The organism is Micromonospora sp. WMMD723 (assembly GCF_049863385.1).
Taxonomy (GTDB): domain Bacteria; phylum Actinomycetota; class Actinomycetes; order Mycobacteriales; family Micromonosporaceae; genus Micromonospora; species Micromonospora wenchangensis.
The window spans coordinates 3,518,444-3,535,071 of sequence record NZ_JBMKNR010000001.1; the positions used below are offsets into that span (position 1 = coordinate 3,518,444).

The window sequence follows — 16,628 nt, forward strand, 5'->3', positions numbered from 1 at the left end:
CGGTCCTTTCGGTCGTGGTGCTGCCGGAGTTCGGAGGGACCGTAGCATAATTTTGCGTGCACGCAATTTTGCGCGCACGCATCGTGTGTGCGACAGTGGCACCGTGACCGACCCATCGACGCTGCGGGAACGCAAGAAGCGGGCCACCCGGGAGGCGCTGCAGGCGGCGGCGCTGCGCCTCGCGCTGGAACGCGGGCCGGACAACGTCCGCGTCGAGGAGATCGCCCAGGCGGCAGGCGTGTCGACCCGGACCTACAACAACTACTTCCCGAGCCGGGAGCAGGCCATCGTCGCCGGGGTCGCCGCCGACCGCGCGGCCGGCGTCGCGGCGGCGGTGCTCGCCCGGCCGCCGGGGGTCGGCCTCGCCGACGCGGTCGTCGACGCCGTCGTGGGCCTGTACGCCGACCCCGGCGACCAGCCGCCCGCCGCGCTGCTGATGATCGCCGCCAGCCCCACGCTGCGCGCCTGCTACGTCGAGGCCGTCACCACGTTCGAGGAGCCCCTGGCCGGGGCGGTCACCACCCGCTGTCCCCACGTCGGAACGCTGGCCGCCCAGGTGCTCGCCGCCGCGGTCGGCGCGGCGGCCCGGCTGGCACTGCGGCAGTGGCTGCACGGCACCGGCGAGGTGCCGTCGATGGCCGGTTTCGTGGTGCCGTCCGCGCCGCTACCGGACCTCGTCCGGGCGGCGCTGCTGCCGCTGGCCCCGGCGCTCGACGCCGCCTGACCCACCCGACCGGCTCCGGTGTAACCCCGCCCCCGCCGGGTGGATGCCGGACGCGCGTGGTGCCGACGCGCGGTCCGGTCCCGGCCCGGCGGGGGCGGGGATACCGGCCGGGGCGGGACCGCAGCGGTCCCGCCCCGGTGAGGCGGTCAGGTACGCGACAGGGCGCGGTCGCTGACCGAGGACTGGAGCCCGAACTGCCGGGCCCGGCGCTCGGCGAAATCGGTCAGGCCCTGACTGTCGGCGTAGTCGAGGCTGTACAGGTCCAGCTCCAGCTGGAGCAGCTGCTCGGCGATCTGGGCGTGGAACTCCAGCACGTCGGGCGGCCACGGCGCGTAGCCCTGGTCGGTCCACCGGGCCGAGAACGACTCGAAGACGATCCCGTCGACGATCTCGGCCAGCCGGGGCAGCATGCCGAAGCCCCGGTTCGCCAGCAGGTACGCCGGCTCCGCCTCCTCCCGGATCGCGGCGACCAGGGTCAGCAGGTGCGGCACGTCCTCCGGGAAGGTCAGCTCGACGTTGAGCGTGTCCAGGAACAGCCCGGCGAAGCCCTGCGCGATCGCCTGCTTCGCCTGCCCCACCACGTGCGACACCCACCCGGGATGGTCGACGTGGACGAACGCGCCACCCCAGTCCGGGTTGCGTTCCTGCCGCTGCCAGGGCGCGGGCGGCCCCTGGTCCTCCGACAGCGACAGGTAGCCGAGGGTCTGCACGTCCTGCGCCGCGAGGTAGCGCAGCTCGGCCGGACGGTAGAAGTCCGGTTGCAGCACCACCCGTACGTAGCGGGTCAGCTCGGGCAGGCGGCCGTCGCCGTAGTAGAAGCAGATGGGGCGGCGGTTCATCACGTCCACCCGTGTTCCCGGTACCAGGCGAACGTGCTGCGGACCCCCTCCTCCAGGCTGACGCCCGGCTCGTAGCCGGTCAGCTCACGCAGCCGGGACAGGTCCGGGCAGCGGCGGGCGACCGATCCCGGTGGCGCGTTGCCGGGGGCGATGGCGGGGCTGACCCCGGCCACCCGCAGGACCAGCTTGGCGAGGTCGCCGATGTTGGTCTCCTCGCGGTCGTTGCCGATGTGCACGATCTGCCCGGCGGCGGCCGGTGCCGCCATCAGCCGCACCATCGCCTCGACCGCGTCGTCGACGTGGCAGAACGCCCGGAACTGGTCGGCCCCGGGAACGGGGAACGGGTCGGCCCCACGCAGGGCGCGCAGCGACATCTCCGGGATGACGTGGTCGGCGCCCATCCGGGGGCCGTACACGTTGTGGAACCGGCCCACCACGGTCTCGAACCCCCGGGCCCGCGCCGTGTGCAGGAAGGCGGCCTCGCCGAGCAGCTTGCTGGCCGCGTACGCGAACCGGGGCGCGGCGATGTCGGAGATCATCGGCGGCACGGTCTCGTCCGTCGGCACCGGCACCACCCCGGCGGTCACGCCCCCGGCGTAGACCTCGCTGGTGGAGGCGAAGAAGACCCGCTCGTCCGGGGCCACCCAGTCGAGCAGGTGCAGCGCCGACAGGGTGTTGACCCGGATCACCCGGGCCGGGTCCTGCTCCACGTTGCGCACGCCGACGACGGCGGCGAGCAGGTAGATCTGGTCCCAACCGGTCGGCAGCGCCGCCCAGGTGGCCGGGTCGGTCAGATCGCCGGAGACCACCTGCACGGCCGGGTCGGCGCGCAGCCGGTCGAGGTCGGCGTCGTCGCGGCCCCGGGAGAAGTCGTCCACGATCGTCACCCGGTGCCCGTCGGCGACGAGCCGGCGGGCCAGGTGCAGGCCGATGAAGCCGGCCCCGCCGAGCAGCAGCGCCCTCATGCCGACACCGCCGTGGTGTTCGACGCGCCCGCACCGGCGGCGACGGTCGCGGCGTCCGCGCGGGCCGCCTCGGCGGGGGCCGGTGGCAGGTAGCCGAGCCCGGCGTAGCGGACCCCGGCGGCCAGCACCGCGTCTGCGTCGAGCACCCGCCACGAGTCGTAGACGAACGCCGGTGGCGTCGCGCCGAGCACCTCGGGCACCCGCAACGCCCGGTAGTCCGGGTGGTCGTTGATGATCAGGACGGCGTCCGCCTCGGTGAACGCCTTGTCCAGGCTGACCGGTTCGCCGCCGTACTGGCGGATCACGTCGTCGGTGACCATCGGGTCGTGACCGAGGACGGTGACCCCGGCGGCGGAGAACACCCGCATCATCGGCTCGATTGGCGTACCGCGCATGTCGTCGGTCGCCGGCCAGCCCTTGTACGCCCACCCGAGCACCGCCAGCCGGGCGCCGAGGCTGCGCCCGCGCGCCTCGACGAGCATCCGCACCACCGTCTCGCCGACGTGGATCGGCAGGTATTCGTTGAGCTGGCGGGCCTTGCCGACGAGGAACGGCCGGCGGTCACCCGCACTGTCGATCATGATGTACGGGTCCTTGGAGAGGCAGCCGCCGCCCACGTACCCGGGCTTGGCGAGATCGGGGCGCGGGTAGTCGACGTTGGCCGCCCGGATCACCTCCAGCGGGTCGAGGCCGTGCCGCTCGGCGACCAGCGCGATCTCGTTGCCGAACGCGTAGATCAGGTCGGTGTGGCAGTTGTTGGACAGCTTCACCAGCTCGGCGGCCTCCAGGCTGGAGACCGGGACGATGGTGCGGACCAGCCCGTTGAAGAACTCGGTCGCGGCGACCAGGCTGTCGTCGTCCAGACCGCCGATCACCTGCGGCAGCTCCACCAGCTCCCGCAGCGCCTGCCCCTGGATGGTGCGTTCCGGGGCCATCACCAGCTTCACCCGCTCACCCCAGGCGGCCTGGAGTTCCGGCAGCACCACCCGACGGCTGGTGCCCACCGGCACCGTGCTGCGGACCACCACCAGGGTGTCCGGTCGGCAGCTCGCCGCCACCACCCGGGCGGCGGCGGCCAGGTTCGCCAGGTTGGGCCGGTGGGTCATGTTGTCCACCGGCGTCGACACGCTGATCACCGCCACGTCGACGGTGTCCTTCGGCAGGTCGGCGGCGACGTGGATGCGGGTGCCGAGGTGGGCGGCGAAGACGTCCTCGATGCCCGGCTCGAAGATGTGCGGCCGGCCGTGCGACAGCGCGTCCAGCACCGCCGGTGACACGTCGGCGCCGTACACCGTGAAGCCCTTGTCGGCGAGGGCGGCGGTGAGGGTGAGCCCCACGTAGCCCAGGCCCACGACCCCGATCTTCATGCTCATCTGCTGTCCTCTCGTGTGCGGGTGTGTCGTGAAGGGGGAGCGGTCCGTCGGCTCACCGCGCGTCGCCGGCGGCCCAGATGTCCTTGATCGAGGTGGCCAGGTCACGCACCGGTGACCAGCCCAGCCCGGCGGCCCGGCCGATGTCGGCCTGGATCCAGTCGACCGCCTGCGAGCGCTGCGGCCCGGCACCTGCCTCGCGGACCCGGCCCCGGTAACCCGCCGCGTCGGCCAGCAGGGCGACCGCCTCCCGGGCGGTGACGGCCCGGCCGCTGCCGGCGTTGACGACCCGGTGCCGCAGCGTCGGCGCGAGGACCGCGGCGACGACCAGCGCGGCCAGGTCCCGCACGTCGACGAAGTCCCGGTACGCCGACAGCGGCCCCAGGGTGATCTCGGTGGCCCTGTCGTCCAGGGCGGCCCGCAGCCGGGCCGCCGCCCGACCGAGCAGGTTCTCCTGCGACATGCCGGGGCCGATCGGGTTGAACACCCGCAGCGAGACCGCGTCGACCTCGCCGGCCTCCCCGGCGAGCTGGAACAGCCGGGTGCCGGCCAGGTGGCTGACGCCGTACGCGCTGACCGGGCGGGCGGGGGAGTCCTCGGTGACCGGGACCCGGTCCGGCACCGGCCCGTACTCGCCTGCCGAACCGAGCCGGACCAGCCGGGCCCGTGGTGCCGCGGCGGCGGTCGCCTCCAGCAGTTTCGCCGCGACCAGGGTGTTCGCCGTGACCAGTTGCCCGGCGGAGCCGGTGAGCGCGCCCACGCAGTTGACCACCGCGTCCGGGGCGACCTCCCGCAGCAGCCCGGCCAGCGCGTCCGGCGTGCCGTCGAGCAGGTCGTGGGTCGTCCGCCCCGGGCAGACCACCTCGGTCACCCGGGGGTCCGCCGTCAGCGCGGCGCGGGCGTGCCCCCCGATGAACCCGGACGCCCCGAACAGCAGCACCCGGGTCACGTCAGCTCCCCGGCGCCCACCACGCCCGTCAGGTCGGCGGCCAGCGGTTCGCCGACGGCCCCCACCGGCTCGCCGACGGTCGCCTCCACCGGGGTGGCCCCGGCCGGCAACAGGATCGGCTTGAGCTGGTGGAACGACCGGTTCGCCTCGTCGTAGTCCTCCGGCCGCCCGATGTCCAGCCAGAACCCGTCGAACGGGTACGTCATCGGCGGGTCACCGCTGGCGAGCAGGTCCAGCACGAGCTGGTCGAAGCCGAGGGCCAACCCGGCCGGGTAGGGCTCCAGGGTCCGCCGCGACATCCCGTACACGCCCATGCTGACCGGGTAGCGCAGCGCCGGCTTCTCCCGGAACCCGACGACCCGCCCGGCGTCCACGTCGAGCACGCCGAAGTCGATCCGGTGCACCCGTTCGGAGGTCGCCAGGGTCAGGCCCGCCCCGGAGCGCTGGTGGCTGCGCAGCAGGTCGCCGTAGTCCAGGTCGGTGAGGACGTCCCCGTTCATCACCAGGAACTCCTCGGGCAGCCGGTCCTTGAGGCCGAACAGCGGGCCGACCGTGGACAGCGGCCGGTCCTCCTCGATGTAGTCGATGGCCAGCCCCCACCGGTTGCCGTCGCCCACGAACGCCCGGATCAGCGGGCCGAGATGGTTGATCGCCAGGGTCACCGAGGTGAACCCGCGCGAGGCGAGCTGGTCGAGCACGATCTGCAGGATCGAGTGGCTGTCCCCGATCGGCATCAGGGGCTTCGGCAGCGTCGTCGTGTACGGCCGTAGCCGTACCCCTTTGCCACCGGCAAGGATCACCGCGTGCAACCGGACCTCCCCATAGGTCTCAAGTGGACTATCGGTAGTGCCGAACCTGCCCGATCACCGGAACCAGACCGAGCGCGAACAGCGCCTGGAGCAGCAGCACGCTGACCAGGTGCAGCGAGGTGTCGGTGAGCGGGTCGCCGCCCTGCCCGAGCAGCGGGGCGACGCCGAGCAGCGCACCCCCGCCGACGTGCAGCACGATCGCGACCGTCATCGACAGGCACAGCCAGCCGTACCGGCCCTGACCGGCCAGCAGGAACGCCAGGTAGTACGCCCCGGCGAGCGCCACGTGGGCGGCCGTCATCACCACCCCGGCGGTGGACAGCACGCCGGCCCGGTCGAGCGCGACGAGCAGCAGCGCCCCGAACACCGCCGGCACCGCGAGGCACACCGCGAACTCCCGGCCGATGGTGCGCCAGATCCCGGCGACGAAGCTGCGCGGGAACCGGGCCCGCCGGGACAGGGCGACCCCGCTCGCCCAGAACCGGCTGGTCCGCCACTCGACGAACCCCATGGACAGGATCAGCGGCACCGCCGACGCCGCGACGTCCCACTGACCCAGCAGGTAGGGCGCCTGTGCGTGGAAGAGCAGCGCCGCCGAGCAGAGCCCGTACCCGGCGACGCCGAGCAGGGCGGGCCACGCCGGCCAGAGCGGGTCGCGGGGGGCCGGCTCGGTCGACCGGGCGGCGGACCGGGTGGCCCAGAGCCCGGCGGCGAACGCGGCCAGCACGCCGAGGGCCGCCGCGCCCACCGCCCAGCGGCGTGCCGTCCCCCCACCGGCGACCAGGAACACCCCGCTGGCCAGGACGGCCGGGACCAGCGCGACGGCCAGCCAGCCCTCCCGCCGGTAGAAGACCAGCAGGGTGCTGGCCAGCTGGTAGGCCAGTTGGCAGACCATCATCGCGGCCAGCGGCAGCCCGCCGTAGGGCAGCATCAGGGCACCGGCGGCCAGGCCGAGCAGCACAGCGGTCAGCGCGGCGATCCGCAGTACCCGGCTGGCCGAACGGGCCCGGCCCAGGCCGAGCAGGCGGAACGCCGCGTAGGCGACCACGCCCGACCAGATCCAGCCGACCGTGCCGGCGAGGATCATCCCGGCCACCAGCCCCGACCGTCCCACCACCGACAGCACGGCGGGGAACGCGGCGCTCGGCAGCACGTACAGCAGGCCGTGGGAGATCGTCCGCAGGTCGCCCCGCCGGTCCCGGCCGGCCCCCGGCGCGGCGGCCGGCTGTTCCTCGACGGCCGGGGCCGGGCCCAACCGCCGGAACACCTCGGCGGCGAGGACGAAGACGTCGCGGTAGCCGTACTCGACCTGGGCGGCCCGGTCGGTGTGCCCGTCCGCCTCCAGGGCGGCGGCGACCTGCAACGCGTCCACCGCGCGGGCCAACCGGGGCCGGACCCGCTCGACCAGGTCGTCCACCGGGTCGGTGGAGATCCGGGGCAGCAGGATGGTGCGTTCGGGGCTCTCGGCCGGCCCCGGCTCGGTGGTCATCGTGGCGACGGGGCGGAACAACGGATCGGTGCCGTCCGGGTCGGTGGCCCCGGTCATCAGCGACCACCGGTGGTACGCATGATGACGGTCGTCGTCTCGTCGTCGTCCGGGCCCGGGCCGGCCGGCTGCGGCAGCTCCGGCGCGGCCGAGTTCGGGTCGTGGCGGGTCCGGTACGCCGCCGCCGAGTACTGCTCGGGACCCCGCTGGCGGGGCACCCGCCCGGCCAGCGGCGACACCTCGGGCCGGGCGGTGACCGGGGTCGGCTCGGGCCGGGCGACGACGGGCGTCGCGGCGACGGGGGCCACCTCGGGCCGGACCGTGGGCACGGCGGCGGGGCGGGCGGCGACCGACGCCACCCCGGGTCGGGTCGGCCGGTTCGGCACCCGGACGAAACCCTGGGCCTGACCGCGCAGGTGCTTCGGCGCGGGCGACGCCCCACGCGGCGTGGCCAGCCGCTCGTAGATGTCGCGGTACGCCTGCAACGACCGTTGCAGGGTGAACCGCTCCAGCACCCGTTGCCGGGCCGTCGCCCCCAGCCGCAGCCGCAGGTCCCGGTCGTTGAGCATCGTGACGCAGGCGGCGGCGATCGCGGCGACGTCGCGCGGCGCGACCACGAAACCGGTGTCACCGACCGCCTCGGCGACCCCGCCGACGTTGGTGCACACGGTCGGCCGGCCGCACGCCATCGCCTCCACCACCGTGTAGGGGAAGCCCTCGGAGATGCTGGTCAGCGCCACCAGACTGCCCGCGTGGTACGCCTCGACGGCGCTGCCGACCCGGCCCTCCAGGACGGCGTGGCCGGTCAGCCCGAGTTCGTCGATCAGCGCCTCGCAGCTCTCGTGGTAGACCTTGTTGGCGGCCGGCGTGCCGCCGAAGATGCGCAGCCGGGCCTCGGGGATCTCGGCCCGTACCAGCGCGAACGCCCGGATCAGGGTGTGCAGGTCCTTCAGCGGGTCGATCCGGCCCATGAACGAGATGGTCGGCACGTCCGGCTCGCCGGCCGCGGGTGGGAACTCGTCCGGGTCGACGCCGTTGTACATCGTCCACATCCGCTCGGGGTCGGCGCCGTTGTGTAGCTGCCAGCGCCGGTTGTACTGCGAGTGCGGGGCGAGTGCGCCGGTGATCAGGTAGGCCGCACCGGCGAGCGAGCGGAAGAAGCTCAGCACCAGCACCCGGACCGGGTGCGGCGCGTCGTCGTGCAGGTAGGAGATGTAGCGTTCGCGCAGGTAGATGCCGTGCTCCGAGAGCACCAGCGGGGTGCCGTACGTCCAGGTGGCGGCCATCCCGACGAGGGTGGCCAGACCGTTCATCGACGAGTGCACGATGTCGGCGCGTACCGGTGGCGCGCTCAACGGCCGCAGCATGTGCGAGATGAGCCAGGCCGCCTCCAACGCGTCGGCGACGGTGGGGGCCGGTCCGGTCTCCTCGACCCGCAGGGTGTGCCAGGCCTCCAGCATCATCCGCAGCGCCTCGTTGGACAGCAGGGCCGCGCCCAGGTCACCGCCGGCGGAGGCGTACTCGAACATGCCGCGCAGGGCCAGCAGGAAGGTGCTCCGGTTGACCGCACCGGCCTGGGAACGGGTCGACTCCAGGGGGGTGACCAGGGCCCGCAGGAACACCTCGTAGGACTGCATGAACTCGGTGCCGGGCCGTCCGGCGGGGACCAGCACCCCCCGCCGGGGGCGGCGGCCTGTCGGCCGGCCGCCCCACAGCGGGATCGAGTGCACACGGTCGAGGTTGGCCGGCCGGTCGAACACCGGCTCCTCGGTGCCGTCCACGGTGAGCGCCACGACCTCCCACCGGTAGTCCGGCATTCCCCGGATGAGCTGTTCGCACCAGATGCTCACCCCACCCATCGCGTACGGGTAGGTGCCCTCCGAGACCAGTGCGATCCTCACCAATTGCTCCCGTTTACCTTTGCTGTTCTGATGTCGCCGTCTCGCCCTACAGGCGAGGCGCGGCGGTGAACGTGACCGGGGTGTTCGCCGCCAGCGTCACCGGGACGGTGACGTCGGTGCCGTAGGTGCCGGCACCCGTGGTGGTCGCGGCCACGCCCCCGAGCTGGAGCGAGCCGGCGGCCGGCGAGGTCACCGTGATCTCACCGGTGGTCCGGTCGTAGATCGCCGACGCCCCGGCGCCGAGCGTGGCGAAGTGGGCCGTACGCGCCCTGGTGTAGGTGGCGATGTCGGTCCACGCCGAGTTCAGCAGCGGCACCGAGTAGTAGGAGCTGTACTTGGTCAGCACCGCGCCCACCCAGTCGGTGACCAGGCTGTTGCCCGAGCCGTAGTCACGCACGTTGGCGACGTGGAACGTGTGCGCGTAGATCGAGCCGGACGTCACGTGCTGCAGCCCCACCGAGGCCTCGTAGTCCAGGAGCTGGGCGTAGGTGCGGTCGGTGGGCCAGTAGGGGAAGTGGCCGTTCGGGCCGTAGAACGCGTTGTAGAAGTGCGTCTCCTCGGCCTGGTTGGTGGTGTGGTAGGCGATGTTGGTCGGCCAGCACGGCACCACGGCGATGCTCGGGTCCAGCGGGTGCGCGGTGGACGCGTTGAAGTGCGCCGGCACGTGACTGGCGAACGACATGTTGCCGGCCAGCGTGGTGATGCCGAGGTCGGCGGCCGCGTCGATCAGGTCCGGGTTGGACGCGGAGAGGCCGTGGTCGGTGAGCACGCCGCTGGAGTTGTTGTAGACCCCGAGGCCGGAGTACTCGGGGGTCTTCAGCACGCTGGCCGGCGGGTTCAGCCCGATCGAGGTGCCCGCGGTCTGGTTCGTGCTGATCTCGTCGTGGGTGGTGGTGTAGTCGGTGGTGTTCAACGCGGGGTGGGTCAGGGTGTGGTTGATCCACCGGAAGTTGTTCTTCAGGCACTTCGTGGTGGCGGTCAGCGTGGTGGCGTCGCCGTTCGGGCTGCACGTGTTGCCGGCGAACGGGTCGATCTCGGCGCCGTTGTAGGGAATGTTGAAGGTGAACCCGGACGCCAGCGGGTGCGCGGCGCGCAGCGCGGTCTGCTTGGCGTCGAGGTTGACCGCGTCGTGCCCGGTGGTCTGGAAGCCGGGGCTGTACTCGACGGTGCCGTCTTCCTTGTAGTGGTCCGAGAAGCTGAACCAGTCGTCGATGTCGACGTTGAGGTGGTGCTTCTGCTCACCGAAGTGCAGGCCCTTGGTCGCCCACCGGATCAGGCCGTAGACCAGCAGGTCCGAGTGGAGCAGGTACTGGTTCGAGGTGAACGTCAGGGCGAGGCGCTCCCGACCGTCGGTCGACGTCGTGCGTACGGCCAGCACGTTGGACCCGTTGGTCAGCAGGGCGTCGGCGTTGCAACCGCTCTTGATCGACGTCTTGTAGACGTAGGACTGCGTCACCGGGATCTCGGCGGTGCTCTTGAGGTAGTCGAAGACCCCGGCGCCGGCGGTGGTCAGGGAGACCGGCAGGGGGGTGTCGCCGACCGCGGTCTCACCCGCGGAGTTGAGGCAGTAGTCCTCCGGCCAGGTGCCGTAGCTGGTGTAGAGGGCCACCTGCCGGACCTGGAAGTTGCGCTCGTAGGCCCAGAGGGTGGTCCACTCCGTGCTGCTGAGGCCCTCCAGGTAGTTGCCGCCCGACTCGTAGATCAACATGCTGTTGGTGAGCAGGATCGCGTTGTACTTGCCGACTCCGTTGGAGTCGACGAGCGTGCTCGCCGAGAGGGTCTGGTTGGCGGTGTAGATGATGTCGTAGCTCGCGCCGACCCGGTCGAGGGTGGTGGTGAGCGTGGCTACGCCGAAGTCCGCCGTGTTGGTGGCCACGATCAGCGACCGGAGGGCGACCTTGTCGTTGATCGCCTGGGTGCCCACGCCGCCGCTGCGGGCACCCGACGACGGGGCGACCTTGACGGTGCCGGCCCGGGTGGGCAACGGGCCGGGGCGGGCCTCCTTCTTGCTGGCGACCTGGCCGAGGCCGGGTGCGCTCGGCGGCTGGGCCAGCGTGCGCGGCGCGGTCGGCGGCTGGGCGAGGCCCGGGGTCTGGGTGCCGAGCAGGACCGTGAGCGCGGTCAGCCCGGCGAGGGCGAATCGGTTCGCGCGACGGCGCGTAGGTCCGGTGTGGACCATGTGGTGACCTCCGATGAGGAGATGTGAACAATACCGCCGATCCTGTATGGACCGGCGGGGTCGCCATCGAAGGCTAGCAATTATTGGTTCGGATTCCGCGCATGATCCTGTCGCATGTGGAGCATTGACGCAAGCGGGGTCGGGTGTTAGCGCCGTGCGTACGAAGTTGTCTTCCGGCAACGTGCTTTGCGCTGATCTTGGTGATGTTGCCGGTCGGTGTCAGGTGCGCTGACGTGCTCTTTTCCGAAGTGATCGAAACACCTCATTCACGTTCACTTCACACAGCTGTAGCGGACCGTGGCCAGAATGTGGTCGGCGGTCGGGTGCGGAACGTCGTGCACATCGGCCATTCGCTCGGGTCGCACCTGTCGCGGTGGGGCAAGAGTGGCCGATCAGTCCATGCTGGCCCGCCGATCAGCCGATTTTCCGGCCGTCCCTTCGGTTGGTGCCTGTCGCTGCGCCGACGGCGGATCGCGCCGGAGCGGGTCACATCCGACGTTCTCGCAGCTAGAGGCACGGTCAACCCGGTGTCACCCGGTTGCCGCTTGCGCCTTTTGTCGGGCAATCGCTTGATCGACGGCGCATCGCGGAGAATGTTGACTTTCTGCGGCACGGGCGGCGGGTGAACCCGTCCGGAAATGGCTAATACCACAGCGCTGACCGTCGAATCAGCCAGTTTCGGCAGAAGCGGTTCCCAGCGTCAGGAGTTGCCCATTCCCAGCCAATGGAAGCCCTTCGCTGTCTCGGCTATCAACGCGTCCGGAGCCAAATCGTTTTGCTGACCCGATCGGTTTCGTGGAAGTTCCACGGTGCGCAAATGCAGAAGTGGACGTGCGTCGGCGGAGTCGGTCGGCGCGACCTGATGAAACGGGCAGGCTGAGTCCGCACTCGACGCATCGGGCGGCCGGTCCGGCGGCACCGGTCGCGCAGTTTTCCCCGCACCGCCGGCCGGGTGACGTCAGGGCTGCCGCAGGTCGGGTGTGGTGGCCAGCAGGAGCGTCGAACCGGCCGCGAAGACGGCCGCGCCGACGAAGACCAGGGCCCGGTGCCGTGTTCGCCAGCGACCAGGCAAACACCGCGCCGGCCGCGACCGGCACCACCGTCTCGGCAGCGGCCCCGATCGAGCTGAGCGCCCCCTGCACCGTGCCCTGCTCGTCGGGGCGGACCAGCCGGGAGAGCCACGACTGAGCGGCGGCTCCCCCCACCGCGGCGAGGACGCCGACCGCCTGGAGCAGGTGGAGCAACCAGGGCACCGTCACGAACGCCGTACCCGCCAGCGCGACGACGCCGAGCAGACCGCCGACCACCGCGGCCCGCTTGTCCCCGAGCCGACGCACCACCGGCCCGACCGCCCTGGCCTGGAAGGGCGCCCCGGCGAGCGCCCCCGCCGCGAGCACGGTGCCGCTCCGCGCGGTGCCCCAGGCGAACTGGTGGGTGAGAAAGAACGTCCAGGTCGACTGGTGGACAGCGGCGGCGGCATCCTCGGTGACGGCGGTCGGCAGGGCGGGCAGGGTCGGCACGATCAGCCCGAGCATGTCCAGGACGACGGTGCCGAGGAGGAACGAGAGGGCGGGCGGGCTGCCGGCCCCGGCTCAGCCCCGGCAGCCGGCCGGGCTGTCGCCGCCCGACGGCACGGAGGCGACCACCGCGTCGGAGATCGGGGTGAGCCACTGCAACGCCCCCTCGTACGCCCGGGGCACCGTCACCGTGACGGCGGTCTCCCGGTCGAGCGTGGTGAGCACCGTGGCGTCCGACCGCTCGTCGGCGTACCAGCAGACCCGGTTGACGGTCCACACGTCGGCGGTGGCGTCCACGGTCGGCTCGGCACCCCCGCAGGCCACGGTCAACGCCGGGTCACCGTAGGCGGCGTTCTGCTCGGCGCCGGCGGTCACCGGCCGCTGGGCGAGGTCCCGCACGGTGGCCGGCAGTTGCGACACCAGCGCCCGGCACACCACACCGGGCCGTTCGGCCAGCGCCGGGGCGGGCATCTCGACCGGGGCGCTGGACCTCGGCCCGGCACTGCTCGGCGACGCCTCCGGCGCGGCGACCGGTGTGTCCGGGGAGAGCTTGGCGAAGGTGAAACCCGCCACGGCCACCGTCACCGGCACGGCGACCAGGGTGGCCCAGAGCGCGGCCCGCCGGGTCGACCGGTCCGTCGCCGGCCGGTCGGCGGTGGGTGCGACGTCGGTCGGGGTCTCGGGGGAGGAGGTATTCTCGTCCACTTACAGGCGCACCACCGAACACGTGAGGGTGCGGGTGATGCCGGGCACCATCTGCACGTTGCTGACGATCAGTTTGCCGAGTTCGTCGACGGTGTTCGCCTCGGTGAGGACGACCACGTCGTACGGCCCGGTGACGGCGTCGACGCGTACCACGCCGGCAAGATCCGCGATCAGGCCGGCCACGTCGCGCGCCCGGCCCACCTCGGTCTGGATGAGGATGTACGCCTGTACCACGACTCGACCTCCGTCCGTCGCCGCCAGGGGCGGCCCGAAGGGTGAAAATACCCTACGGAGCAGGCGTGATCCCTGGCGGTGGTCGCGGTTGGGCAGCTAGCGAGCGTGTCGGAAGGAAGACATGGGTGTCACGGACGTGGGCGAGTTCGGCCTCATCGACCGGGTGACCGCCCGGCTGACGTACGGATCGGCCTGCCTGCTCGGGCCGGGCGACGACGCCGCCGTGGTGGCCGCCGGCGACCGGCGGGTGGTCGCCTCCACCGACGTGCTGGTCGAGGGACGGCACTTCCGGCGGGACTGGTCGGGCGCGCGGGACGTCGGGCACCGGGCGGCGGCGGCCAACCTCGCCGACATCGCCGCCATGGGCGCCACCCCCACCGCCCTGCTGGTGGCCCTGTGCATCCCCGCCGACCTGGACACCGCCTGGGTGGAGGAACTGGCCGACGGGTTGGCCGCCGAGGCGGCGCTGGTCGACGCGGGGGTGGTCGGTGGGGACATGTCCGCCAGCCCCACCCTCACCATCGCGGTGACCGCTCTCGGCGACCTGGCGGGCCGGGCACCGGTGGTCCGCTCCGGCGCCCGCCCGGGTGACGTGGTGGCGCTCGCCGGCCGCACCGGCTGGGCCGCCGCCGGGCTGACCGTGCTCTCCCGGGGATTCCGCACCCCGCGGGTGCTGGTCGAGGCGTACCGGCGGCCGGAGGTGCCCTACCGGGCCGGACCGGAGGCCGCCCGGCTCGGCGGCACCGCCATGATCGACGTGTCGGACGGGTTGCTGGCCGACCTGGGCCACCTGGCGAAGGCCAGCGGTGTCGGCGTCGACCTGCGCCGGGACGCCTTCGCGGTGCCGCCGCAGATGCGCGACGCCGCCCAGGCGCTCGGCGTCGACCCGTACACCTGGATCCTGGCCGGCGGCGACGATCACGCCCTGGTCGCCACCTTCCCGGCGACGGTGGCGCTGCCGGACCGGTGGCGGCCGGTGGGCCGGGTGGTCGAGGGCGGCGGGGTGACCGTCGACGGTGACGTGTACGACGGACCGGCAGGCTGGGACCACTTCCGGTAAGGGGCGGTCGTACCCTTCCCCCGTGAGTGAGATCGAGATCCGACCGCTGGGCTTCGACTCGCCGGCGGCCCAGACGCTCATCCGGGCGACCATGGCCGACCTGGGCGTCCGGTACGGCGGCAGCGGCGACGAGACCCCCATCGACCACACCGAGTTCGTCCCGCCGCACGGCGACTTCCTCGTGGCCCACCTCGACGGCGAGCCGGTCGGCTGCGCGGGGTGGCGCAGCCACGGCGCGGACGCCGCCGAGCTGAAACGGATGTACACCACCCCGGCCGTGCGGGGGCGCGGGGTGGCCCGCGCCCTGCTCGCCGCCATCGAGGAGTCGGCCCGCCGGCACGGGCGCACGCGGATCATCCTGGAGTGCGGTGACCGGCAACCCGAGGCGGTCGCCCTCTACACCTCGGCGGGGTACGAGCGGATCGCCAACTTCGGCTACTACGCCGACGCCCCCGGCTGCCTGTCGTTCGGCCGGACGCTCTGACCGGTCGTACGACGCGCCGGTCCCGCCCGCGGCGGCCGGGGCCGGGGCGGCGGCCCGGCGGCGTCAGGCGACGGTGAACCGGAGCCGGTCGGCCCCGGCACGGGCGGCGGCCGCCGCCTCGGCCGGGTCGGCGCCCCAGGCCAGCACGTGCCCGCCCCGGCGTACCGACGAGGTGACCTCGCCGACCCGGTCCCCGACGGCCACGTCGAGCTGCACGGCGAGGACGCCGGGGACCCGGCGGGCGTCACGCAGCCCGTCGACCGCGGTCAGCGTCCCCGGCGGCGGCAGCAGGAACTCCACCGCCGACGCCCCGGACGGCCGGGCCGGCAGCCGGGGCCGCTCGCCGCGCAGCGTCCGCAGGTAGGCGTCGATGAACCCGCACTCGTACGCCAGCGAGATCAGCGCGGCGATCATGTCGCCGGGCAGCCGGGCGGCGCACTCCACCAGCGTCGGCACGCCGTCGGCGACGATCCACTCGCTGTGCAGCACACCGGTGCGGAAACCGGCCGCCGCCGCCAGCCGGGTGGCCGCCGCGACGAGTTCCGCGCGGCCGTCCGCCGGCAGCGCCGACGGCACCGTGTGCCCGGTCTCCACCGGGCGGCGGCCGGGCAGCACCCGCTTGTCGGTGACGTTGCCGAAGCACACCTCGCCGTCGGCGACCAGCAGTTCGACGCTGTACTCCGGCCCGACCAGGGTCTGCTCGACGAGCACCTCGGTGGGCAGGTCGGTGGCCGCCTCCACCGGCGCCTCCGGGGCGGCGGTCGCCGACCAGGCCGCGGACAGGTCGTCACCGGCGTCGACGAGTTGCACGCCGAGGCTGCCGGAGCGACGGGTCGGCTTCAAGACGCACCGGCCACCGAACCGGGCCGCGAACGCCGCCGCCCGCTGCGGGGAGTCGACCAGCTCGTACGCCGGATTGGCCAGCCCGGCCCGGTCGGCCAGCACGCGCATCCGGTGCTTGTCGGAGAACACGTCGGCGGCCTGTGGGCCGGCCCCGGGCAGGCCCAGCCGTTCGGCGAGCCGGGCGGTGGCCCCGACCGCGTACTCCAGACCGGGCATCACCAGCCGGGCGGTGGCCAGTCCCGGCTCCCGGGCGAGCAGTTCCTCGACGTCCAGGCCGGTCTGGTAGCGGGCGGACACCACCCGGGACACCACCGGCAGCCGGGCCGTCGTCGCGGTGACGTCCCGCCGGGCGATGATCTCCGGCTCCTCGACGAGCACCACGCTGCCCGGCGGCAACTCCTCGGCGAACCAGTGCAGCATGCCGAGCGAGGCGCCCACGACGATCATCTCGTCGCGGCCCAGGTCGAGGTCCAAAGGTCGTCCTCCGTACGGGTCGGTCACCGGATGGCGGGGACACGACAGTACCGGCGGGCCGGACGGCCCACCGGTACTGATCGGAGCTG

At 73.0% G+C, this 16,628-nt stretch carries 15 protein-coding genes; 3 read left to right on the plus strand and 12 right to left on the minus strand.

What is annotated here, in order from left to right; translation table 11 throughout:
- The first annotated feature begins 103 nt into the window (after positions 1–103).
- Complete coding sequence (locus tag ACN261_RS15910) at positions 104–724, plus strand: TetR/AcrR family transcriptional regulator (protein WP_421486095.1); 621 nt, start codon at positions 104–106, stop codon at positions 722–724.
- A gap of 146 nt (positions 725–870) precedes the next feature.
- Here the strand turns inward: ACN261_RS15910 and ACN261_RS15915 are convergent, their stop codons facing one another.
- The 11 genes from ACN261_RS15915 to ACN261_RS15965 form a co-directional block, all read right to left on the minus strand.
- The gene (locus ACN261_RS15915; protein WP_421486097.1) at positions 871–1,563 is read right to left on the minus strand and encodes a hypothetical protein; all 693 of its coding nucleotides are present in this window, start codon (positions 1,561–1,563) and stop codon (positions 871–873) included.
- Entirely contained in the window at positions 1,563–2,528 is a 966-nt protein-coding gene (locus ACN261_RS15920; protein ID WP_421486098.1) for an NAD-dependent epimerase/dehydratase family protein, read from the minus strand. Before ACN261_RS15920 ends, ACN261_RS15915 begins: the two co-directional genes overlap by 1 nt.
- Positions 2,525–3,901: a nucleotide sugar dehydrogenase gene (locus ACN261_RS15925; protein WP_421486099.1), complete on the minus strand. Its 1,377-nt coding sequence runs from the start codon at positions 3,899–3,901 to the stop codon at positions 2,525–2,527. The genes ACN261_RS15920 and ACN261_RS15925 overlap by 4 nt, the downstream gene beginning before the upstream one ends.
- Positions 3,902–3,953: 52 nt before the next feature.
- Positions 3,954–4,847 (minus strand): NAD-dependent epimerase/dehydratase family protein, encoded by an 894-nt coding sequence (locus tag ACN261_RS15930; RefSeq protein ID WP_425850868.1) that lies wholly within the window; start codon positions 4,845–4,847, stop codon positions 3,954–3,956.
- Positions 4,844–5,647, minus strand: a complete 804-nt coding sequence (locus tag ACN261_RS15935) for a sugar phosphate nucleotidyltransferase (protein ID WP_421487021.1) — start codon at positions 5,645–5,647, stop codon at positions 4,844–4,846. The genes ACN261_RS15930 and ACN261_RS15935 overlap by 4 nt, the downstream gene beginning before the upstream one ends.
- 37 nt (positions 5,648–5,684) lie before the next feature.
- Positions 5,685–7,202 (minus strand): hypothetical protein, encoded by a 1,518-nt coding sequence (locus ACN261_RS15940; RefSeq protein ID WP_425850869.1) that lies wholly within the window; start codon positions 7,200–7,202, stop codon positions 5,685–5,687.
- Positions 7,202–9,043 (minus strand): GT4 family glycosyltransferase PelF, encoded by a 1,842-nt coding sequence (gene pelF / locus ACN261_RS15945; RefSeq protein ID WP_204923791.1) that lies wholly within the window; start codon positions 9,041–9,043, stop codon positions 7,202–7,204. Before pelF ends, ACN261_RS15940 begins: the two co-directional genes overlap by 1 nt.
- A 46-nt stretch (positions 9,044–9,089) precedes the next feature.
- Entirely contained in the window at positions 9,090–11,222 is a 2,133-nt protein-coding gene (locus ACN261_RS15950) for a hypothetical protein (RefSeq protein ID WP_421486105.1), read from the minus strand.
- A 668-nt stretch (positions 11,223–11,890) separates the two neighbouring features.
- Positions 11,891–12,757 carry an MFS transporter gene (locus ACN261_RS15955; RefSeq protein ID WP_425850871.1) on the minus strand — a complete coding sequence of 289 codons (867 nt, stop codon included), beginning with the start codon at positions 12,755–12,757 and terminating at the stop codon, positions 11,891–11,893.
- A 57-nt stretch (positions 12,758–12,814) separates the two neighbouring features.
- Positions 12,815–13,444 (minus strand): DUF3515 family protein, encoded by a 630-nt coding sequence (locus tag ACN261_RS15960; protein ID WP_425850873.1) that lies wholly within the window; start codon positions 13,442–13,444, stop codon positions 12,815–12,817.
- A complete protein-coding gene (locus tag ACN261_RS15965) occupies positions 13,445–13,678 on the minus strand; it encodes an Lrp/AsnC ligand binding domain-containing protein (RefSeq protein WP_088646044.1) in 234 nt (77 codons plus the stop codon).
- A gap of 121 nt (positions 13,679–13,799) precedes the next feature.
- Here ACN261_RS15965 and ACN261_RS15970 point away from each other — a divergent pair, with 121 nt between their 5' ends.
- On the plus strand, positions 13,800–14,738 hold the full coding sequence (locus ACN261_RS15970; RefSeq protein WP_421486111.1) for a thiamine-phosphate kinase: 939 nt from the start codon (positions 13,800–13,802) through the stop codon (positions 14,736–14,738).
- 22 nt (positions 14,739–14,760) lie between these two features.
- Positions 14,761–15,222 carry a GNAT family N-acetyltransferase gene (locus ACN261_RS15975; RefSeq protein WP_421486113.1) on the plus strand — a complete coding sequence of 154 codons (462 nt, stop codon included), beginning with the start codon at positions 14,761–14,763 and terminating at the stop codon, positions 15,220–15,222.
- A gap of 63 nt (positions 15,223–15,285) precedes the next feature.
- Here ACN261_RS15975 and ACN261_RS15980 read toward each other — a convergent pair whose 3' ends face one another.
- Positions 15,286–16,539 (minus strand): ATP-grasp domain-containing protein, encoded by a 1,254-nt coding sequence (locus ACN261_RS15980; protein WP_421486115.1) that lies wholly within the window; start codon positions 16,537–16,539, stop codon positions 15,286–15,288.
- Positions 16,540–16,628 lie beyond the last annotated feature (89 nt).